This window comes from Streptomyces liliifuscus (assembly GCF_016598615.1).
GTDB lineage: Bacteria > Actinomycetota > Actinomycetes > Streptomycetales > Streptomycetaceae > Streptomyces > Streptomyces liliifuscus.
The window spans coordinates 9,473,363-9,494,207 of the sequence record NZ_CP066831.1 but is presented as its reverse complement, the minus strand read 5'-3'; the positions used below and the strand labels follow the sequence as shown (position 1 = coordinate 9,494,207).

Annotated in this window: 23 protein-coding genes; 3 read left to right on the top strand and 20 right to left on the bottom strand. The window is 67.7% G+C overall.

The features are described 5' to 3' along the window. Window positions 1-13: 13 nt before the first annotated feature. From JEQ17_RS41250 to JEQ17_RS41165, 19 genes are all read right to left on the bottom strand, one after another. Window positions 14-634 (bottom strand): hypothetical protein, encoded by a 621-nt coding sequence (locus JEQ17_RS41250; protein ID WP_200400016.1) that lies wholly within the window; start codon window positions 632-634, stop codon window positions 14-16. Window position 635: 1 nt separating this feature from the next. Further along, window positions 636-3,416, bottom strand: a complete 2,781-nt coding sequence (locus JEQ17_RS41245; protein ID WP_200400015.1) for a fibronectin type III domain-containing protein — start codon at window positions 3,414-3,416, stop codon at window positions 636-638. A 2-nt stretch (window positions 3,417-3,418) separates the two neighbouring features. Beyond that, window positions 3,419-5,062 (bottom strand): hypothetical protein, encoded by a 1,644-nt coding sequence (locus tag JEQ17_RS41240; RefSeq protein WP_200400014.1) that lies wholly within the window; start codon window positions 5,060-5,062, stop codon window positions 3,419-3,421. Beyond that, the gene (locus JEQ17_RS41235) at window positions 5,062-8,760 is read right to left on the bottom strand and encodes a phage tail protein (RefSeq protein WP_200400013.1); all 3,699 of its coding nucleotides are present in this window, start codon (window positions 8,758-8,760) and stop codon (window positions 5,062-5,064) included. Before JEQ17_RS41235 ends, JEQ17_RS41240 begins: the two co-directional genes overlap by 1 nt. 4 nt (window positions 8,761-8,764) lie before the next feature. Further along, window positions 8,765-8,896, bottom strand: coding sequence for a hypothetical protein (locus JEQ17_RS50570; RefSeq protein ID WP_267924813.1), 132 nt, complete (start codon window positions 8,894-8,896; stop codon window positions 8,765-8,767). A 152-nt stretch (window positions 8,897-9,048) separates the two neighbouring features. Beyond that, window positions 9,049-9,453 (bottom strand): hypothetical protein, encoded by a 405-nt coding sequence (locus JEQ17_RS41230; RefSeq protein ID WP_200400012.1) that lies wholly within the window; start codon window positions 9,451-9,453, stop codon window positions 9,049-9,051. Window positions 9,454-9,461: 8 nt separating this feature from the next. Continuing rightward, a complete protein-coding gene (locus tag JEQ17_RS41225) occupies window positions 9,462-10,022 on the bottom strand; it encodes a phage tail tube protein (RefSeq protein WP_200400011.1) in 561 nt (186 codons plus the stop codon). Window positions 10,023-10,025: 3 nt separating this feature from the next. Continuing rightward, a complete protein-coding gene (locus tag JEQ17_RS41220) occupies window positions 10,026-10,205 on the bottom strand; it encodes a hypothetical protein (RefSeq protein ID WP_200400010.1) in 180 nt (59 codons plus the stop codon). 7 nt (window positions 10,206-10,212) lie between these two features. Then, window positions 10,213-10,665 (bottom strand): hypothetical protein, encoded by a 453-nt coding sequence (locus JEQ17_RS41215; protein WP_200400009.1) that lies wholly within the window; start codon window positions 10,663-10,665, stop codon window positions 10,213-10,215. Then, window positions 10,665-11,039, bottom strand: coding sequence for an HK97 gp10 family phage protein (locus JEQ17_RS41210; RefSeq protein WP_200400008.1), 375 nt, complete (start codon window positions 11,037-11,039; stop codon window positions 10,665-10,667). Before JEQ17_RS41210 ends, JEQ17_RS41215 begins: the two co-directional genes overlap by 1 nt. A gap of 98 nt (window positions 11,040-11,137) precedes the next feature. Continuing rightward, on the bottom strand, window positions 11,138-11,476 hold the full coding sequence (locus tag JEQ17_RS41205; protein WP_200400007.1) for a hypothetical protein: 339 nt from the start codon (window positions 11,474-11,476) through the stop codon (window positions 11,138-11,140). Continuing rightward, entirely contained in the window at window positions 11,476-11,940 is a 465-nt protein-coding gene (locus JEQ17_RS41200) for a hypothetical protein (protein ID WP_200400006.1), read from the bottom strand. Before JEQ17_RS41200 ends, JEQ17_RS41205 begins: the two co-directional genes overlap by 1 nt. Continuing rightward, window positions 11,940-12,419 (bottom strand): SAP domain-containing protein, encoded by a 480-nt coding sequence (locus tag JEQ17_RS41195; RefSeq protein ID WP_200400005.1) that lies wholly within the window; start codon window positions 12,417-12,419, stop codon window positions 11,940-11,942. The genes JEQ17_RS41200 and JEQ17_RS41195 overlap by 1 nt, the downstream gene beginning before the upstream one ends. 75 nt (window positions 12,420-12,494) lie before the next feature. Then, window positions 12,495-13,532: a phage major capsid protein gene (locus JEQ17_RS41190; protein ID WP_200400004.1), complete on the bottom strand. Its 1,038-nt coding sequence runs from the start codon at window positions 13,530-13,532 to the stop codon at window positions 12,495-12,497. Between the two features lie 133 nt (window positions 13,533-13,665). After that, a complete protein-coding gene (locus JEQ17_RS41185) occupies window positions 13,666-14,445 on the bottom strand; it encodes a hypothetical protein (protein WP_200400003.1) in 780 nt (259 codons plus the stop codon). 14 nt (window positions 14,446-14,459) lie between these two features. Next, window positions 14,460-15,506: a hypothetical protein gene (locus JEQ17_RS41180; protein WP_200400002.1), complete on the bottom strand. Its 1,047-nt coding sequence runs from the start codon at window positions 15,504-15,506 to the stop codon at window positions 14,460-14,462. Next, window positions 15,499-17,019, bottom strand: coding sequence for a phage portal protein (locus tag JEQ17_RS41175; RefSeq protein WP_200400001.1), 1,521 nt, complete (start codon window positions 17,017-17,019; stop codon window positions 15,499-15,501). Before JEQ17_RS41175 ends, JEQ17_RS41180 begins: the two co-directional genes overlap by 8 nt. Window positions 17,020-17,026: 7 nt before the next feature. After that, window positions 17,027-18,625 carry a hypothetical protein gene (locus JEQ17_RS41170; RefSeq protein ID WP_200400000.1) on the bottom strand — a complete coding sequence of 533 codons (1,599 nt, stop codon included), beginning with the start codon at window positions 18,623-18,625 and terminating at the stop codon, window positions 17,027-17,029. Then, entirely contained in the window at window positions 18,622-19,227 is a 606-nt protein-coding gene (locus JEQ17_RS41165; RefSeq protein WP_200399999.1) for a hypothetical protein, read from the bottom strand. Before JEQ17_RS41165 ends, JEQ17_RS41170 begins: the two co-directional genes overlap by 4 nt. Before the next feature lie 151 nt (window positions 19,228-19,378). On the opposite strand from JEQ17_RS41165, the gene JEQ17_RS41160 reads away from it, so the two are divergent. The 3 genes from JEQ17_RS41160 to JEQ17_RS41150 are packed head-to-tail and all read left to right on the top strand — an operon-like array spanning window position 19,379 to window position 20,427. Then, window positions 19,379-19,567 (top strand): DUF7218 family protein, encoded by a 189-nt coding sequence (locus JEQ17_RS41160; protein WP_200399998.1) that lies wholly within the window; start codon window positions 19,379-19,381, stop codon window positions 19,565-19,567. 13 nt (window positions 19,568-19,580) lie between these two features. Next, the gene (locus JEQ17_RS41155; protein WP_200399997.1) at window positions 19,581-19,922 is read left to right on the top strand and encodes a hypothetical protein; all 342 of its coding nucleotides are present in this window, start codon (window positions 19,581-19,583) and stop codon (window positions 19,920-19,922) included. 16 nt (window positions 19,923-19,938) lie between these two features. Then, window positions 19,939-20,427: a hypothetical protein gene (locus tag JEQ17_RS41150; protein ID WP_200399996.1), complete on the top strand. Its 489-nt coding sequence runs from the start codon at window positions 19,939-19,941 to the stop codon at window positions 20,425-20,427. Between the two features lie 58 nt (window positions 20,428-20,485). On the opposite strand, the gene JEQ17_RS41145 is transcribed toward JEQ17_RS41150, so the two are convergent. Continuing rightward, window positions 20,486-20,749, bottom strand: a complete 264-nt coding sequence (locus JEQ17_RS41145) for a hypothetical protein (protein ID WP_200399995.1) — start codon at window positions 20,747-20,749, stop codon at window positions 20,486-20,488. Between the last annotated feature and the right edge of the window lie 96 nt (window positions 20,750-20,845).

Below are 20,845 nucleotides of genomic sequence, written 5' to 3'. Positions count from 1 at the left end.
ACCTGGAATGTTGTCACGGTGATTCCCTCCCTGTGCGGTCGCCGCGCATGGTCCGGGTGCGCTCGGCGGCCGTCGGATCGTAGGTGGTGACGGATGGCTGCTCAGGGGTGTCGTCGCCTCGCAGTCGCCGCCGGTGTCCTTCAACGCGGGCGGCGAGCTCGGCGATGCCGGCCGGATCGAGGACCACACCGCGGATCCGGTCGAGCGGATCCTTCTTCCCTTTCGGTGCCACCACGCGAGCACGGTTCGCCTTGGCGTGCTCGATGCGCAGGAGGTGGGCTTCGCGGGCCTTCTCGGTGCTCTCCGCGGTGTAGAGCGTGGTCGGCACCCGGTCTCCGGCCTGTACACGGCCCCGCGCGAACGGGGCAGCGGAAGTGAGGCCGGCAGCAGCAGCGGGGTCCTCGCCGCCGTTGACCGGATCGTCTGGGTGGGGGGTGAACGGCTCGTGGAGCACGACGTCCAGCAGGGTGTCGATGTCGGCGGGGTCGATGCCGTATTCGGCTGCACGCCAGGCGAGTGTGTTCTTCGGGAAGACGTGGGCTCGCACGTCTCCTGACGGGGCCTTGTAGAGGACGTGCCAGAGACCCCGCTCTGCGTCTTCGGTGACGTCGGTGATTGTGTATTCGGTTGGCATGTCAGTTCCTAAAGCACCAGAAGTCGACGTCCCAGTTGCCGGATCCGGCTGGGCTGATATCGACGGTGAAGCCCGTCGCTGATTCGGCGGTGAGGCCGAAGGTGTGCAGGATGTTGTCGTAGATCGTGACGACTGGCCGCAGGAAGCTGTCCATGGTCGGCCCGTAGGTGAGGGATACGCCTGTGCCTCCGCTGGTCACCACGTGTCCGGTGAAGAGGCCTTCGTTGCTGTCGACGGCGGCATAGTCAGCCCACTGGCCGATGTGCCTGGTGCGTCCGCTGCTGAACCGCCAGTAGTTTGCGGTTGTTGTGGTGCCGTTGTCCCAGCCGACCTTGGCCGCCGTGGATGTAGCGTTGAAGATTCCGCCGTCGGTGCCGCCCGAGTGGAAGCCCGCGTTGAACTGGGTGGATGAGTAGTGGGAGTAGGCGCCGCGGCGGGCTTGAGTGTCGTCCCGGACTACGGCTACCTGCGAGGTGCCGGAGGTAAGGACGGCGCGCGCATAGACGGTGACGCCACTGTCGTCGAAGGTGCCGGAGTTCACGCCGATATTGGAGTCGGCGCCACCGGAGCTGGCGTTGATGAAGGCGTAGTTGGCACCGGTGTTGGCGTAGAACCGCAACTCGGGCAGAAACGTCGATGTGGGCATGATCTCCAGGCGGCGGCCGGATGTGCCGGAGATGATCTGCCCGAGGAGGGTGACGGAGCCGTCCGCGGCGGCGATGTTGACGGTCTGGGTGCCGCCCGCGTTGTAGGCCTGCAGGCCGGACGCGTTGAGTTCCACGCGCGCGCCGGATGCTGCGGTGCGGATGGACGCGGCGAGCAGCCAGTTCGCGGACACGGTGCCAGCGGTGACCTTGGTGACGGTCAGGTCGGAGATGTGGGCGTCGTCGATGAGGAGCGCGGTCGCCGAGGCGGCGGTGGAGGCGCCGGACTTGTTGCCGGTGATGTCGACGGCGATGACCTTGACGTGGCGGGCGGTCGTCTCCTCGACCTGAACTGTGGCCACTACCGGGATCCCGGCCTGGATCATGCCGGAGTTGGCGGGCGCCTTGCCCTTCAAGGTCGTCGCATCCGGGGTGAAGCCTGCAGATCCGCCGACGTGGATCTCGAAGTGATCGAGATCGCTCTCCAGGTTGAACGTGCCACCCGAGGCCTTGCCGAGCTGATGGGTGATCTGTACGGCGATGCGTGACGCGGCCACAGTGGGCGCGGCCGGTGTCGACGGGGCGATGGTGTCCTCGGCCGCCACGAACGTCTCGGTCGCCGACCAGGCGCCCGTGTTGCCGGACTTGTCGACGGCGCGGATCCGCACGTCGTAGGAGACGCCCGGCGACAGGTCGACGAGCTGGCCGGTGGAGGCGCCCCAGCCGACGAACGTGTTCTGCCAGACGCTGCCCGGGTTGGGGGCGTGCTGGATCTCGTAGTGGTCGCCGTCGATGATCGTGGATCCGTCGACGTTGAGCGGCGCGTTCCAGGCGAGCACCACCCTGGCCCGTGTGAAACCCTCGCCCGTCAGGTAGCTGCCGCCGGTGAACGGCGTCACCCACGTGGGCGCGGCAGGCACGGAGGTGTCCTGGCTCGGGCGGGAGCCGACCGGCTGACCGCCAGCGCCCTCAAGAGCTCGGGCGAATCCTCCGACGGTGACATAGACGGTGTGGGAGGTGTCCCATTCGACGTGGTCGGTGAGGTCGTACCAGACGCCGTCGGCATCCCGGTAGGCGACCGTGTAGCCCTCGGTGATGGGCCAGCGGGCCTCGGTCACCTGCAATCTGATCGGGTTGAGGCGCTCCCCGCGGAATGTGATCTCGTTGGCGGTGTCGACGAGTCCGGCGTTGGGGTCGTACACCCACACGTAGTCGCCGACGTCGAAGCTGCCCTCGATGTAGAAGTTGTCGGTCTCGACGACGAGCTCGTCCCGGGAACTTGTGTACTGGTCGAGCAGGAGGGCGGCCCTGGTGTCGGCGTTGACGACCGTCGTGTCCGACTCGCTCGCCAGTCGCACGAGCTTGAGGTCGTTGCCGTGGATGTCCTTGTACGGGTTCAAGCCCGGGGAGATGTCGGCGGCGCCGGTGGCAATCGACTCGCCCTCCCCTTCAGCGAGCAGCACCACACGGGTACTGAAGTCCTTGACGTCCCGGCTGACACCGAAGGCGCCCGGTACCGATTCGACGCCGGACGTGTCCTTGCCCGCGGTCTTGCGGGAGATCACGCACCGCGGGTCGGTGACGTACAGATCCGCCTCAGGCCCGGCGTCCAGGCTGCCGTCGCCGTTGACGCGCCATCCGACCTTCGCCCCGGAGGAGGCGGTGAACGTGTCGCACACGTAGGTGATCGCCTGGCGGGGCGTCTCGTACTGGTGCCGGCTGGAATAGGTGCCCGCGACGGCATGGAGGGTGCCTTCGGTGACGGCTCCAGAGGCGGGCAGGAGTGCGCGGATGCTGTTGGCGAAGGTCTGGGCGTTGATGTCGACGGCGGTTTCGAAGACGTCGCCTTTGTTGTCCTGGTCGCCGAGCCACATGGCCATGCCGACGCCGCCGAGTTCGTAGCCCTGCTCGACGATTTTGGTGCGCCGGTCGTCGCCGCTGTTGGAGCGGGTGCGGACGACGCCGACGTAGCGGGCGGCGGTCAGCAGGTTGTCGCCGTACTGGGTGGGGTCGAGGCGGCCGGGGATGAAGGCGACGTGGCCGAAGTATTCGATGCGGTCCCACAGGTCGGGTGGGGCGGTGGACTTGAGGGTGATGTCCCATGAGCCGAGGGCGGAGAGGACGTCGGTGACGGTCACGGTTACCGCCTCACCACGTAGATCATTTCCGGCAGGGCGCCGATGTACTGGTTCCGCAGGTCCGTTGCCGCATCGCCCGAGCTGACGGGCAGGCGGATGCGGATCTCGTCGGCCACGATCACGTCCGTGTTGGGCGGGAAGTTGGGCACCGTCGCGCTGGTCGTTGCGGTCACCGCGCCGACGGGGGCCGTGACTGGCCCGTCGTACCAGGTCCATGTGTTGGCGGCCAGGGTGTTCGTCACGGTGCTCGTCGACAGGTAGCCGCCCCCGATGTCGAACCAGTTGACGTTGAGATCGACCGCCCTCGCCGTGGCGCAGCGGATCCATCCGGTCGCCCGGTAGATGGTGCCCACGGTCACCGCGAAGTTGCTGCACTCCAGGCTCGGATACTGGGCGACCCCGTCCGGAGTGAACTGCGCGGCGCCTGTGCCGACCTTGACGGGGCTGGTGACGCGGGCTGCGGTGCCGCCGTTCGCTATCCAGCCGGCGAGGTTCGTTTCGAAGCCCGGGTTGGCGTTGAGGGTGACGCCTCCCGGGCCGCTGGCGACGACGCCGATCCAGAAGTCGAGGGCGGTGACTGCGGCCTTCTGTAGGCCGCCGTTGGCGTGGGCGGTGTAGGTGCGGGCGCTGCCGCAGGCGTACCGGTTGCCGTCGGAGTCGTCGTCGGTGGCGACCAGGTAGCTGGTGTTGTTGGTGGCGGTCTCGGCGGTGGCCCGGTAGGCGGAGAGGGTGGCCGCGGTGGTGACCTGGAGGTAGCCCTCGACGGTGCGGGAGCCGCGGCGCAGCGTGAGGTCGAGTGTCGCCCGGCCTGGGTTGAGTCCCTTGCTCAGCCTGAGGATCACATGTTCGGGATCGTTGCGGAGCAGGGTTGCCCCGTCCCACGAGGTGATCGATGACGAGGCGCCCGACGGGCCGACGTTCCACAGCTTCGAGGCCCATGCGCCGCCCGTGTAGGCCTGCACGTCCAGCGTGGCCGCGCCCCCCGCGGTGACGTTGACGAGGCCGTTGGAGAGCGCCCAGCCCGTCGACGGCAGCGGCTGGTCGACGCCGCACAGTTCCGTGCCGCCCGACGTGAGCCGCACCCGGCCGTCCAGGTAGTCGGTTGGTGCACAGCCCCAGCGCGGCGACACCCCGGCAGGAATGCCGCGGTAGACGGTGATCGCCCCATCGGAGCCGGCGCGCGTCATCGTCGTCGGATTGGTGGCGCCGGTCTGGTAGCCGTAGTGCCCGATCGGCGGGGCGTGCCAACGCTCCCCCGCCAGGACGAAATCGTTGGCGCGGGCGACGCCGGTGAGCCTGGACTGGAGATCGACCTCCGAGTCGGAGCCGAGGCGGGTGAGGCCGAGCTTCCAGTCGGAGGTGACAACATCGTTTCGCCACTCGGTGTAGTCCGCGGCCACCGAGTCGACATTGACGTAGCCGTCCCGCTCCGGCTTGTCGGTGAAGGTCAGCGGCTGTACGCAGCCGCCTTCGAGGGCGGTGAGGTTGTCATGCCGCCACACCAGCTCGGCGCGGGTCAGCGGCGGGCTCGACTCCTGCCCTTCGATGTCCAGCGTCCGGGACGTGGCCGCGGACTCGCTCTCCTTGAACGTCTCCCTCAGCAGCAGGCGCCCGACCTTGAGGTCTCCGTAATCACCCTGGGGCATCAGCGCCGCCTTTCCTGCTGGTAGTCAAGCAGCGCATCGTTGAAGTCCTTGACCATGGCCCGGGCGAACGCTTTCCGCTCCGACGGCGAGGGCAGCGTCATCGTGTTGAAGGTGGCCGTCAGGTTCACCACCGGCGCCGCGGACGTGGCCGGTCCTGCGCCTCCGCCGGCCCCGATGACGGCGGGCTTCAGGCGCAGCCCTGCCGCGCTGCCGGAGAGCAGGGTGTTGCCCTTGGCCATGCGCTTGACCCAGCCCTGCTCGACGCCCTGGAAGGTGTAGTCGCCGACGGGCACCATCCGTGAGGCCGGCGACTTGATGCCGAGGGCCTTCTTGATCGCGGCTTCCATCGACGTCGCGATCTTCATCATCGCCGCTTCGATCTTGTCTTGCTGGCTCGTCAGCCCCTTGACGAGCCCCTCGGCGGACCGGATCCCAGCCCCGTACATGGCGTCGGCGGTGACCGTGCCAGCCTTGTCAGCGGACTGCTTCAGCTGCGCTTCGAGGGCGTTGATCTCGGCGATCTGTGCGGGGGTGGCGGCGAGTAGCGACTGGGCGGTCGACATGCCGCCACCCGCGACTCCGGCTTGCGCGATCTCCGAGAGCGACTGAGCATTGAGCCCCTTCGCCTTCAGCTGTTCGAGCTGCGTCGCGAACTGGGTGGTGCGCCCGGTGTCGGACCGCAGCTGCTTGATCAGGGTGTCGGCGCTGGTCCCGTACTTGCCGATCTTCGTCACGTTGGCGAAGCTCACCAGCGACGACGACACCGACGTCTTCAGGCTGTCGAACTTGCCCTTCAAGTCCTCCACGGTGCTCTTCGCCTTGTCGAGGGCCTTGTTGACACCATCCAGCTTCCGCTGGTTGTCGATGAGCGCCTTGCCCGACGAGTCCAGCCGCTTCAGCAGAGACGACTCGGTCTTGCCGTGCGACGCGGCCTTGATCTGGCCGCGCGCCTTGTTCAGATTGGACACCAGGTCGCCGAGACTCTCCGCGCCGGCGAGCGACTTCTCGAACGGATCCCGCTTGTACCCGGCCTTCACGCCAAAGTGGGAGATGCCGAAAGCGTCGGCGAGCTGGTTCTTGCCCTCCTTCTCCGCTGCGGCCTGCTTCTTCGCCGCCTCCTGCGCCTTCTTCTGCTTGGCGGTGAGCTTGCCACCCTTCGCGTACCCAGGCAGGCGCAGCCGGCCGGAGTTCACGGCGTCCATGAAGCCGACGCCGTACTTCGAGACGGCCGCGGCACGCATCACATATTCGGTGTTGGAGACCATGGCCGCGGCGCCTGACCCCATGAGGGCAAGGATGCTGTCGCTCGTGCCGGTACCGGGGCCGGAGATGTAGCCACCCTCAGGGAAGCCCTGGATGTTGCCGCCGCCTGCATAGCCCTTAACCCGACCGCCGGAAGCGAGACGCCCGGCGGAGACTCCGGCGATGTTCTTGCCCTTGTACGTGTAGAACGTCGTAATGGTGATCGACTTGCTGGAGAGCCGGTCACGGGCCGCCTGCACCGCGCCGATGGCGGACAGGGCCTGCCCGTTCTTCGAGGTGACCGTGACCGAGCCGTTGGGCAACCTCTTGACCTTGAGGCCGACCGCCTCCAGGGCGGTGATCGCCGACTGGGACAGCGTCTTCACGGTGACGGACTTCGAACCCGGCGTCGCCTTGATCTTGGCGATGACCGAGTCCAGGCCTGCGAGAGCGTCCTCGCGCTTCATCTCGACCTGCGTCGAGTGCTTGTCCGGGATCTTCAGGATGGAGTCGGCGAGCTGCTCCGCCTCGCCCTTGCTGAGACCCATCTGCTGCGCGTACTTGACCAGTTGGTCACGGCCGCGCGAGTAGATGCCGTTGACGCGCTCCCACGACGCGCCGCCCTCACGGGCCGCGGTCGTGGCGGCATCAGTCTTCGCGCCCAGATCCGCCAGAGCCGTGGCCGCGGCCTGCGCCTTCGGCGAGTTGACGTCCAGCTCGCCGTTGACCATGCGCAGCGACCCGGCGTTCTCCTTCGCCGCCTTCGCCGCCGCATCGATGGCCGCCTCGAAGCCGATCATCCCGCCGAGTGATGCGCGGTTCACGTCGTTGAGCGCCTGGATCGCGGCCCGCAGACCGTCAGCCGATGCCTTCTGCGCGTCAAGCTTGGCCTTCGTCTCCTGAGCCTGGTTTCCGAACAGGCCCATCCCCTGCGCGGCGAGCTGCTGTTCCGCCTTCAAGGCGGCCACGGATGCCCGATACTCGGGGAAGAGGGCGTTGATCTCCTTGGTGGAGTAGCCCGCCTCCTTCAGCGCGGCCGACATGGACTTGAAGTCCTGCCCGGCCTGGGTGGCATAGCCGGACGACACCATGCCCGACATGGCCTGGTCGAGGCTCTTGAAGTCGTCCTTCAGGGCGTTGAGGCTGTCGCCGCCCTTGGTCATGTCGTTGACCTTGTCGGCGATCCAGTCGGCCGTGTCATCGAGGACGGGGATGCGGAACCCGAGCGCAGTGTTGTTCGCCTTGTCCGCTTCGGTGTGGAGCTTCTTGACCTTCTCGACGAGCCCGTCCATGTCGCCGAAGGTCTTCTTCAGCTCGCCGGTGAACTTGCCCGTGTCGGCCAGCTGCTTCAGGCTCGTTGTCAGCCGGTCGACGTCCGGGGGCGCGCCGCGGGCTTTCTCCGCAAGCTTGCTGATGCCGAAGGCCACGACGCCGAGGACACCCAGCGCCAGCCCCGCCTTCTGCAGCTTGGTCATCTGCTGCAGGGCACCGCTAGTGGCGGCAGTGAAGCCGCCCGCCCACGCGGCGGCGAAGAACGTGCCGATGCGCGAAATCGCGGATGCGCTCGCCACGGCGGTCGTCATCGCCATGCCCATGCTCAGCAGCTTGAGCCCGGCGTACAGCTGCAGGATCGTGCCGAGCACCTCGGTCGGGATCGCGTTGACCATCTTCGCCAAAGCGTTCGCGGCCGTGAGCATCGAGATGCCCAAGTCTCCGCCCGCAGTGGTCAGGTTAAGGACGGCCTTCGCCAAGTTCGTGAGGGTCTCGCCGAGCAGCGGCCCGGTCTCCCTCGCGTTGTTGACGAAGTCGTCGAAGCCGCCGCCCGCCCCGAAGTTCGCCAGCGCACTGGACAGGTTCCGGACGCCGTCGAGCCCGAAACGCAGACTGCCGACAGCGAAGTCGGTGAAGTTGTCCATCATCCGGTCGAAGCCCGGGGAGGCGACTTCTCCGGCGACGAGGGTGAGGAAGCGGTCCAGTTCTGCGGACGTCCCCTTCACCAGTCCCGTCGTCTCCGGGAGCAGGGCCTGGAACAGTTGGAACGACTTGGTGAACACCGGCATGGTGTCGTCGGCCAGGCCGTCCGACCACTTGGTGTATTCGGCGCCCAGCGCCGCCCATGCTGCCGTCGCCTCCCGGGTGGCGGCCGGCTGCTTCGCCAGGATCCGCTGGTAGTCGGCTTCCGCGTCGGTGGCCTTCTTCGACGCCTTGCCGTGTTCGGCGACCGCTTCCTTGTACTTGTTCTGCGCCTGTGTTGCCTTCGCCAGGTTCAGCACCTGCTTGCCGGCTGCGGCGCCGAATGCGAGGACCCCCACCCCGGCCGCTGCTACCCCGGCCCCGGCTACGGCGGTTGCCGGGCCGACCGCGCCGAGGGCGCCGATGAGCGCGGTGATGTCCCGGGTGGCCTTGTCCACGCGCGCCTCGACCGATACGTGGCCAGAGGCGATCAGGAAGGACATGGGCTCACACCTTTACGCGTTCGATGAGGCCGGGAATAAGGAGCCCGATCGCGTCGACGGACACCTCTTCGGCTTCGGGATACGCGGCAGGTGCGGCTGCCTGTTGCTGCTCTTCGACGGCCATGCGGGCGGCCATCACGCTGTGGTAGGCGGGGAGTCTGGCGGCGAGTTCCAGGAATCGCCTGGCGCCGACGACGGTGGATTCGAGGTCGACGTGGTAGATGGCGAGGAAGTCGGCGTCGAGGTCGGCGCGATGGTCGACGATCCAGGCGTGGCCGTCGACCCGCTCTACGAAGCGGGTGAAGCTTTTCCCGCCGCGTCGTCGCCGCGGTTCATGTGGTCGAAGAAGAGCGCGCTGACCGTCTTGACGATGGCATCGAAGTTCTCCTGCGTGATCGCCTGGCGCTCGTAGTGGCCGAGGAGACGGCTGTACTGGGGGCGGCCGAGGAGGAGTTCGACTAGCCGTTGTGCGCTGAAGAGCGGCCCGTCGTCGCGCATCGAGTTGAGGGCGAGGAACACCAGCCGCTCGGAGATCACCTTGGGGACGGTGAACTCTTCCTCGTCGATGACGAACAGCGTGACGCGCGCCTCCTCAACGGGCGGATTCGAGGAGGTCGAGATGCGCAGCACGCCGTCGTCTTCGGGCGTGGCGGGCACCGGAGCGGTGCGGGTCTTGGGCGCTCGGGTGGTCACGGTGGCTCCTAGGCGGATTCGTCGATGAGCTTGAAGGGGGCGATGACGGAGGACACGTAGAAGCCCGACCACTTGACGGTGAAGAGGGTCTGGCCGTCCTTCTTGTAGGTGGACTCGACCTTGTCGCTGGAGAGCACCTTGCGGATGATGAAGCGGCGGCGGAGCTGGCCGGGTGCGTAGCCGTCGAGGATCGCCGCCCGGTAGGTGGGCTGTGTCGCCGAGCTGGCGTAGATCGGTTCGAAGCTCTTGTAGCCCGACCCGGACGCGGCGGTGCCGTCGTTGAGGAGGTACTTGAGGTTCTCCAGCGTGGGCTCGGCGAGGTTCGTCTCGATGGTGAACAGCCGCTTGGTGAGGCGCGCGCCGGGCACGTCGACGATCTGGTCGACGTCGAGGTCGGTGTACGTCTGGTCGATGGTGAGCTTGGCGCCGTCCTGGGTGCCGCCGAGGTCTGTCCACGACGATGCGGCGGGCGTGGCGTTGACGACGGTGTCGAGTGGTTCGGTGGCGCCGAACGCCCCGATGTAGAGGGTCCCCGGACCCATGATCAAGTTGGTGGTGGTGACCGCCATGGCCTAGCTCTCCTTGCTCTTCGCACCGGTAGTGGGGGTCTTGGCCGGTGCGGCGGCAGGAACGGGCGTGGCAGGCGGTGGGGCGTCCTCGACGAGGAGGCCCTGCCGCTTCAGGTCGAGGTACTCGGCGTCGCCGACCTCAAGTTCGACATGCGGCTGGATGGTGGTGCGGACGGTCGGCATGGCGCTCCTAGAGGGTGATCCAGTGCAGGACGAGGTCGGCCTGGAAGCGTGCGAACGACGAGTCATCGTTCGGCATGCGCCGCGGCTCCGACATGAAGTGGGCGGTGAGGACGCGGGCTTGGGGGTAACCCGGGCGGAGCGTGAGAACCCGCTGCAGACCCGCCTCGTCGTAGGTGGCTGCGACGAGGAGTTCCATCAGGGAGGCCGCCTTGCCCCAGGGCGGTTTGCCGGAGCCGGGGTTGACGGCGTAGGCGTCGACCTGGACGACGGGCTCACGCAGCGCGTAGTCGAGCTGCGGCGATCCGCCTACCGTGCCGACCACGTGGACGAAGCCGTTCGTCTCCCATGCCGCGACGTCCGACGGGAGAGTGGTGGCGACCTGCCCCACCTCCACGCCTGTCGCCGACGAGAGCCAGGCGACGGCGACGAGTTCCGTGTTCGCCTTCGGGGTGACGGCCACTAGAGCCTCCCCCGCCGCTTGTAAAGGGCAACTCGCATGAACGGCTGCGCGGGCGTGCCGGGGTGGAGAACCTGGTTCACCGGGTGCCGGGCGCCAGGCCAGTGCAGGGCCTTCTTTGTGTTCGGTTTGATGATGTGCGGGCCGGATCCGAACTCGACCGTCGACCAGTAGGGCACGTTGCGGACGCCGACCCGCAGCTCGCCGCGGTTCACCTCGTGATACATCCCGGCACGCAGGCGGCCGGTGCGCACGGGGGCCATGCGCTCCATGTCGGACTGGATTTCGCGGCCCAGCTTTTCGAGGTAGCGGGTGACGGAGTTGCGGACCCAGCCCTGCCAGCCGTGGTTCACGACAATGCGGTAGTCAGCACCCATCCCTGCACCTCCTCTACGGCTGGCGGGTCTCGCTGCCCGTCCGGCCGGCCGTTTACGGGCCGTGGGTGCCGTCGGGGCTGTGTTGCTGTGTCGGAGCCTCAGGCGGCTCGTCCTGTGCGTTTCAGGTCCACGCGCAACGGCTGCGCGAGGACCGGGTTGGAGTTCTTCGTGACCGAGACGACGATGTAGATCTCGTTGGTCCGCTCGTCCTTGATGCGGTCGTCCTCGGTGACGTCCGTCGTTGCGGGCAGCCGCGCAACATGGGTGCGGATGATCCGCGGGGTGCCCGACACGGGCTCCATGGCGGTGCGCGTCGACTCGATCAGTGACGCCGCGATGCCCGCCTTCAGCACCGTTGACGTGTCCGTCTCGTCGCCGAAGGCGTCGGTCGAACTTCCGCGGAGGACGCTCACGGTTGTGGTCGCGAGGGCGAGCATCAGCAGCCTCCGCCCGTGTCGAGCGGCTGCCAGCGCGGATCGTTGTCGTCCGCTACCGCGTTGGTGGCGTTCATGCGCCGCGGCACACCGCCCCTGGATCCGGCCATCGGGCCGATTCGCTGGGATCGGGTCCTGCGCCAGGACAGCCGGTCGATGCAGCGCTTCGCCATCGGTGCCAGCACGAGGGCGTTGTTGTGCTGCATGGTCGCGACGACGCCATCCTGCTGCACTTGTGTGAGGTCGATGTTCGTGAACACGTCGGGGTGCTGGGTGATCCATGCAGCCTCGTAGGCGACGGCAAGTTTCAGGAGCCGCAGGTTCTTTGAGCTGATGTTTCCCGCGTCGGAGGCATCCTCGGTTGTGTCGGCGAAGATTTCGACGATGGCCTGTGCCTGCTCGACCTGCGCCGCGGTGGCGTTGAGCCCGGTGTAGGTGGTGACGTGACTGGTGGTGGCCCAGGGCATCAGGACCGCCTCCGCACGTTGATCTCGTACACCTCACCGTCGGCGGTGGTGCCGACCCGGTAGGCGTCGCCGCGAGTGGTGTGACCGGCGGCGATTGCGGCGTCGCGGGTCTGACGCCTTAGTTCGGCGTGCGTCGCCTCGTCAAGGCCTCCGGGTCCGAGCTGCCAGGTCCGGCGGAACGACGACGGGGCGGCCGGCTTGGGGTCATGCGTGTCGAACGGTTCCGGGGTCGGCGGGAGCAGGTCGGGCTGGGCTTCAACGGTGACGTCCGGCTGCGGCACCTGCTCGCCGTCGCTGAGGACGACGGTGGCCATATCGCCACCCGCCACGTCCGCGCCTTCGGTGCCTTCCGGCGGCGCACCCTGGGCGTCGGCGTCGGTGAGGCGCTCCACGAGTTCGGCTTTGACGCGGCCGGACGGCAGGCCTCGCCTCTTGCACTCCGCTTGCAGTTGCGGCGTCGTCATCTGCCCGTAGTCCATGCCTGCCCTCCCTTTCCTGTACCGGTGCCGTCGGGGGTGGCACCCACCAGTCCCCGACGGCAGTCCCGTGGGCGACTAGTCGGTGATGCGCTCGACGATGGAGAACGCCTTCTCGTGCGCCAGCTGGAACGCCCGGCGGACACGGAACTTGACGGCGGTGTCGTCGGTGTTGTCCTGCGCGCGGGCCTGGTCGACGAGCGACTCGGGCTGGGACCGCTCGCCCTTCTTCAGGTACGACTTGTTGCCGAAGAGCAGCAGGTCGTTGCCGCCGGGCGCGCCGAGCATGGTCGCCGACACCTTGGCGCCGCGGGACCAGGTGATGGGGGCGCCGAACAGGCTGTCCGGGGTGGAGCCGGAGGCCGGCTGGAAGATGGGGCGGCCCTGGTTGTCGGTGCACAGGCGGAGGGCGTCGCGCCAGCCGGGGGCGGCGATGACGAACTGGTCGGCCTGCGACCAGAACTGGCCGGTCTCCACCTTCTTGAAGGCGGTGGACAGCCGCTCGTACAGGCTGGTTCCGAGTGGCGTGGACGGGATGGCGATCAGGTCGTCGTCCCACGTCACGTAGTTGTCGTCGGCGGTGTAGCCGGTCGCCGAGTTGGTGGTGCGCAGCGACTTGTACGCGGAGGTGAACGGGACGGTCGAGCCGTTCTCCGCGGCGGAGACGCCGAGGCACGCGTTGTCGAAGGAGTCGGCGTAGGAGATCGCCCAGTCCATGCCCTTGATGCGGATCGTGTCGACGACCGTCGCGGCGTCGGACAGGTCGTCCTCGTCGACGGTGAACTTCGCGATCAGGCGCCGGGCGGTGAGGGTGATGTAATCGTTCGTCGACGTGTCGTCGGTGTACGTCGTACCCGCCGTCACGGTGAGGCCCGCGGAGCGCAGGATGCGCTTCGTCGCCGAGCCCATGGGGACGCGGTAGCCGAGCTGTTCGATCGCGGACTCGCGCTGAATGCGCTGAATGACCTCGGAGTCCCACTCGATGGGGATCCAGGAGTCGATGATGTCGGTGCTCGCGGCACCGGCGATGTGGTAGATCGGCCGCCCGTCCTTGCGGTAGCCGAGGATCGAGCCCGGCTCCGGGAGAGCGAATACAGGGGCGCGCGTCGGGCGCATGGCAACCTCAGGAAGAACAGGGGCTCACGGCCCGCCGGTTGGGTGGATGCCCTACCTGGGCGGACCTGTGAGCGTCCCGCTCATCCCTGCTCAGACCCGAAAGCCTGTCGTGCCGTGCCCCACCTGGGGCGTACTACGCGCCGCGAGTTGCCTGCCGGGCCAGCTTCTCCACCCAGTCCTTGGGTTCGGGGGCCGGCGGCTTCTTGTCGGCTGCGTCGATCTTAGCCGGGGTTACACCATTCTGGCCAGAACCACCAGCCCCATTGGACGGATTGGCGGGGTTGCGGGTGCGCTTGAGCGGCGTGAATCCCTCCGGGAAGATCCCCTTCACGCGGTCGAACTCCTCCAAGATGCCTTCCTTGTCGTCCGAGTCCAGGCCGTCGAGGTTGGCGAGCTGCATGACGAGCCCAAGGCGCTGGCCGTTCCAACCCAGTTCCTCAAGGACGGAGTTGACGTTGGAGACCATCTCCTTGGCGGCGCGCAGTCCTTCGACCTTGGCCTCGGCGACGGCGCGTTCGACCTGCCGCTTCACTTCGGCCGGCGACGGACCCTGGGGCTGCGTGTCCTTGGGGTCTGCCGCAGGCTCCGTATCAGGCTCCGGGTCCGGGTTGAGCTTGTTACCGGTCTTGGGGTCGATGCCGTTGGCACGCAGGAACTTGCGGCGCGCAGCCGCCTCACCCGATGCCGTCTTCAGCTTCGCCTGGTGCGCCTCCCACTCCTCGCGGGTCGGAGGCGTCCAGTCATCCTCCGGCTCGGCCTGAGGTTCCGGCTCGCCCTCAGGGACGTCATCGGGCTCCGCGACCGGGTCGCCGTCGGCGTAGAAGACGGGGCTGAAGGTGCCGGCGCCGTACCAGGCGGGGTGCGCCCATCCGGGCTGGTGGATGCGGGATCGGGCGAGGGTCTTGGGTGCCATGTGGATCTCCTTGTTCATCCCGCACCGGGGCCGGTTGCGGGAAAGGTGCGGTTCTCAAATCGCCCGGCGCGCACGGCATCAGAGGCGAACTCGACGACGGATTTGGGCAGACGGGGGCCGGTGCGGATCAGTTCCCGAGCAGCACGGATGCGGGCGGCATTGGACTCCGAGGGCAGCGACCAGCCGCGGGCCACGGAGCGGCGCGCCTCGCGTTGCAGCACCTCGGGCATCGACGGAATACCCGGCACGGCCCAGTCGTCATCCCAGGCGGCGATGCGACACCGGCAATGGGGGTGGCGCGGGGGTGTCGCGATCGGGTCGGTCCTGCCGCGCTGGCCGGGGTCCCAGTTCAGGCCGCCCGGGAAATCGGCGTTCTCGTCCACGACGAGGCCCGCGTAAGCAAGGCATGCGGTGCACGCATCCCGCTCCGAGATCCAGACCTTCCTCGCCCCGGCTTGGCGGATCTGCTCGGCGATTCCCTCGTTGACGGCCTCGTTGACCGTCTGGGACAGCGTGGCCTTGAGGCGGCCGACAACGCCGCGAGCCCTGCCGATGGCGGCGAGAGCGCCGGTGAGGCCGAGACGCCGCACGAGTGCAGGCTTCAGGAGGGAGAGGGCGCTGCGCCGCTGCTCTTCGGCAAGGCCAGGCAGGCTGTTGGCCACGCGCCGCAGGGCCCAGGGCAGGTGAGGGCTGCGCCGGGGAGCAGGACGACCCGTCAGGAGGGTGAGCACCTGCGCCCCCTGTGACACCCCCAGGGCTGCGGCAGGCTTCAGGGCTCTCTCCAGCGCAGTGCGGGCGCGGAAGCCGAGACCCTTGAAGAGCCGGTCGATGGCCTCACGGATTGCGGCCAGGACCCGGGTAAGCAGTCTGTCGTCCCCGGCGTTCGCGCGCGGGCTGCCGAACAACTGCACCCACAGCGTGACCGTCTCCTGGGAGGCTTTGGTGAACTCGGCGTCCAGCCCGCCCACTGCCGCATCGATGGTCTCGTCCTCGATGGCCTGGACGGCCTCGGTGTGCGGCCCCTGGATGAGGCGGATGACGTTCCCGTCGCGGCTAGGCACCGGCCGTCACCTCCCGGTCGGCATGCTCCGCGGCGGCCATGACGCCGTCGAGAATGGTGGCTACCTGCTGCCCAGTGACTGCGCCCAGGGCGACGCCGGAGCCGAGCTTCTGAATGGCGTCACCGAGAGCGGCGAGCAGTTCGACGCGACGCTGGAGTTCGGCGTCGTCGTCGAGGTTGGCCAGCCACGCCTTGACGATCTCCGGCGGGTATCCGGCTTCCACGAGCGCCTGTTCACGCGGCACCCCGTTGCGGATCTTCGCTTCGATGGTGGCCCAGCCCTCGGCGGAGGTGACCTGGTCGGCAGGCTTCCAATGGATCTTTACGGTGACGTCGTCGAAGCCGAGGATCCCCAGCGCGAACGTGTAGGCCGCGGCCCAAGTGCCACCGAAGGACCGCTGAATGGCTTCCACCATCGCCGTGAGTTCTGCTTTCGCCTCCTGCCGCGCCTCCCCAGAGATCGCATCCCCCGTCGAGTCGAACAGAGTGAACGGCACCCCGGTGACCTGCGACATGGCCTTGATGTAGCGGTCGAGAGGCTTGAGATAGACCTCCGGGTTGGCGGCCTCGAACTGGCCGACCCCTTTGAGGCCTTGCAGCATCCACAGCTCGCCCGGGTCGTTCCGCAGCTGCGACGGATTCAGCGGGCCCTCGGGGTCGCCTGCCGCATCCTCGGGGAAGTCGGGGTCGAAGTCCGACTGCATGCCCGACTGGTCGACGGTCGGGTCGATGAGGCCGTACCGCTGAGGCAGCGACTGGAAGTCGACGGTCGCCGCATGGCTGACGATCAGCTTGTTGATGAGGGACTGGGCGCCGTAGGCGGCGTAGTGGACTGGCCGGCCATAGGGCCTGCTCGTCCTGAAGTGGAAGAACGGGACCTCGCCATAGGGGTTGTCGAGCTTCCATTCCTGCCCGTCTCCGGCCCACGGCTCCCACTTGTCCTGCTTGCCGGAGTGCTTGCCCGCCCACAGCCAGCGCTCGATGCGGTCCGCGTACCAGAGGTCGGCGCGGATCACGAGCTCCTTCCCGGAGCCGAATGTCCACGACTTGATGGCGAGCTTCTTGCGGAGCGGATTCTCCTCGTCGTAGATCACGCGCACGGTCGCCGCAGAGTTGACGAACATGTTCACGCCGAGCATGTCCCCGGCCTCGTCGGTCTCCGGCCACACCATCAGGTAGACGTCGCCCTGGGAGCAGCCCCTGCGCTGGAGTGCCGGGCCTTCCTCGTCGAGTTCGTTGCGTAGGACGAGGTTGCTGATCTCCTCGTCTGCCGCCTCGCTGTCGGTGGTGATGGCAGTGACGTGCAGCCGGTTGGCGACCGCGTCGACTGGGATGCGGGCGAAATTCACCTCATCCAGGTCGTTGAGATGGGACTTCGCGAGCATCTTGGCGACCTTGTCCGACGCGTAGATCTCGTCGACGTCGCCGTCGTAGTACGCCTCCGCCTTCGCATACCCGGGACGGTGCTCGCACAGTTCGGCGTAGGCGTACTTGAGGTCGTCGGTCCCGGCCATCAGGCAGTCACCTCGGGCTCACAGACCGCACCGCGGCCTTCGGTCGGGCGGGGGGCTTCAGGAACCGCAGGACGGCATTGCCGACGGTGTCCACGAGGTCATCGTTCGGGGCTTTCGGGAAGGCGACCATCTGCTCTTCGAGCGCGGGGAGCGGCTCGGCATGCATCACCCGGGTGGGGATCAACTGGTACAGGTTGAGGAGCCGCTCCGCGCGGGTCTCCTTCTTGTCGGCGTTGCTGAAGGTGACGACCTTGACGGGCAGGTCGTGGAAGACCTCAAGCCACAGGTCGCCGCCCTGGTTCGACTCGACGAGGATCGCGCCGATCTCGGGGAAGCTCTCAAGGACTTGGAGGACGCGGGACCGCAGGGCGTTGCCCTTGAGCTTGACGGCCTGCGCGAACTTCACCAGGCAGCGGGCCGGCATAGGGCGCTCGCCGTCACCGCCTGGCCGCGCCGGCGCCCAGCCGACGACAGACAAGCCGGTGAAGTCCGAGGTCTTCTTTGTGGTGACAGCGCCGTCGACCGACAGGTAGGTGCGGGCGGTTGGGAACGACCCGTGGGTGAAGTCGTCTTCCGACCAGTAGGCGCCGTCGGCGGCCATCGGGTCGTTGAGGTAGTTCTTGCGGTAGCTGCGGGTGTGCTCGATCTGCTTGAGGTAGGAGAGGGGCCACTTCGATGGCCACATGGATCGCTCGTTGCCGTAGTCGTCGCGGACGATCGGCAGGTGGTGGTGGACGCGGAACTGCTGCTCCCCCACCCACGCGTTCGCCTCGCTGACCTCGCCCTTGCCCCACTTCACGAGCTGGTGGGTGACACTCCCCGGCATCGTTACCGTCCCCGAGAGGACGACGCGGGCGTAGATGTTCAACGGAAGGATTGCGTCCGTGACGGTCTTCAGGCGCTTGTCGGCCTGATAGGCGCTGTAGCTGCTCTCGTCCGGCTCCACGTCGTCGAGCAGTAGGAGGTCGGGCCGCAGTTGGCCGACCTTCATGCCGAGGCTGGATGCGTCGATGCCCTTGGCGGCGAAGATGAAGCCGTTGCCGCGGATGACCATGTGCTTGGCGTCGGACTCTGCCGTGCCAGACGGCCGTCGGCCCGCGGTGCACAGCTTGGGGAAGTCGCGGCGCAGCGCGGCGTTCTCGTCGACTTCCTTGCGGAACGTTCCGAGGTGCATTTCTGCTTGCGGGCCGGAGTCGGCGAAGACCGCGGCGAACTTGACGTGCCCGTGCGCCGCCGCCCATAGCGGCAGGATGAACAGCGTCCATGTCGACTTGCCGGTGTCTCGTGGTGCGAGAAAGGCGTCCCGCTGCTCCATCGGCGACGCGGGTGGGATGGCCCACTGGCGGGCCAGTCGCACCCACTCCAGGTGGGCGTCGGCGAAGGAGACGTTGCCTTCGGGGTCGCGCAGGTGGTGCAGGCAGTAGAGGACGGCGAAGAGCAGCGGGTCGTACTTGGTGGCCTCGATGCGGGCTTCGCTGTATTCGGGGCTGCCGTCGAGGAGTCGGGCGTCGATGTTCGCGACCCAGCCCACGAAGTCGAATGTCTCGGCGTTTGCGGTCGGCTCGTAGGGGTCGACGGTGCGCGGTCGGCCGACGGCGGTGGTCACGTGCCTTGCTCCCGCTCCGCGCGCAGGGTGTCGGCGGTGTTGGCGTTCTTGGCCCGCATCTCGGCGACCATCTCTTGCAGCGCGATGTCCTGCTGGGTGGTCTCGGTGACGGTTAGCTCAGACTTCGTTGGCGCGTCGAGGCCGAGGAGTCGGCGTTGCTCGGTGCCGTTCTTCCGGCGTGCGTCTTCGATTTTGACGAGGCGGTCGATGGCTTGCAGGACGGGACCGTCGTCGAGGAGGGGTTCGTCGCCGATGGTGATGACGCGGCCGTTGTTGACGGTGATGTGGTGGCGGTCGAGGACTTGCCGGGCGCGGACCTCCAGTTCGTCGAGGCGGAGGAGTTCGGCTTCGAGGCGTTCGAGGTGCAGGGCCCGGTAGGCGTCCACCTTCGGGTCGACCCGCTGGGCGCACTCTTCGCGCAACATGTCGCGTGCCGTGGTCCAGGGGATGCGCTCCCCGCCGGTGGGCCCGTCGGGTGCGGCGGTGATCGCTTCGATGGCGCGGAAGCTGTGGCCGTCGAGTTTGAGATCGAAGACGATCTGCGCCTTCTCGGCTTGCTCGGCTGGGTTCTTCCGCTTGTACGGGTTGGGTCCGCCTGCCATACCTCACCCTCCCCAAGCCCATCGATTCTTCAGGATTACATCACCATCACCTTTGAATCGTAGGCTATGGATTGACTTTGGGCATCAACTCCCCTACCGCAACCCTCATCGCAGGCGCACCATGGAAGGCGATCGACATCGGGAGGTGCTCATGGTCAGCGACCGAGGCGGACGCGCAGGCTTCGTCTACCGCAGCCGCTTCCGCGCGTACCGCGCACTGCGACGCAAGGGCGCGAGCAAGGAGAAGGCAGCCCGCATCAGTAACGGCGGACGCTACTTCACCGGACGGTCCCGGATGGCACGCAAGGGTGCACGCACGCGGCGATCACGCGGCAGGTGAGATGCTGCCCTGCGTGAGCAACGACACTGCACATGTCGTATGGAGCCGCGAGACGTGGGATGCGGCAGGCAAGGCAACGGGCTACATGCTGGCGCGCCTCTGCCCGCTTTGCCCCGACCCGAACGGAACGCGCTTCGGCGTCCAGGGCGGCCAGAGCTTCACCATCCCCGCCGATTGGAACGCGACCAGCTTCGCGATCACTGTGCCCGCAGAGGGCGACGAGTCGACCGTCGTCTGGACACCCTGCGGTCACCGCATCATCGTCGAGGGGCGCCTCAACGAGCCGCGGCGCGACCGCTCGCTGACCGGTATCGCTTTCGCCCCAATCGCCCGTGCTCTACCTTTCCTTCACTGAGCAAGGGGGGTACGTCATGAGGCGACACATCGTGGGGATCATCGCGGCCGGACTACTGCTGGCCGGCTGCTCCGAGGGGAGTGGCGACGACAAGACCGAGCCGAAGGCCAATCCGGAAGCCGCCGCCGAAACCACCTCGACAGCGCCGGTGAAGCTGTCGGACAAGTGGGGGCCCAAGCTGGACGCCGCGGGCGACAAGGGCGAGCCAGGCGTCTGCACGGAGGTCGGATCGCCTGGGTGCGTCGATCACATCACCCAGCTCACTGAGGTGGTGTACGACGTCGAGACGGCCATCGAGGAAGCCGGGGCGGAAGCGCTCTACCCGCGGTCGATGAAGCACATCGATGGCGTGGAGGCCGCGTCCGAGGCCTATGTGGCGGCAGAGTGCAAGGGCAGCACCGACACCACGCTGGGCGACTCGGCCTGCGCCGGATACGCGGCGACGCTGCTGCTCGGCCCGGCAACGCTGTCGATGACGATGCAGACGGACGAGTACTCGTCGTAGGTGCCGAGCACGCTGATGGCCCGCCCCGAACGCCGGGGCGGGCCATCATGGTTCGCGGTCACGACGTCTGCGCTGCAACGGCCTTCGCGCATCCCCGGCAGTCGGCGATGTTCCCGAGGCTGTATCCGTCGGCGAGGTATCCGCTTTTCCCACAGGCGGCGTGGAGCAGGTCCCACCACCGTTCGTCGTCGGGCCGGCGGGTGCGGTGGTGGGTGCGGCCGTTGACGAAGCGGACGTTCTTGATCGGGTACTCGTCGGCCACCGTCGGGGCGGGCGCGGTCACGGCGCGGCGCCGACGGGGATCGTGGCGCTTGAGGACCACCACGTCTCCCTGGTCTCGGGATTGTCGGGTCCGGTGCGGCGAGAGAAGTCCTCGCCTGCGGTAACCCGATACTCGTATGAGCCGTCGGGCCAGGGT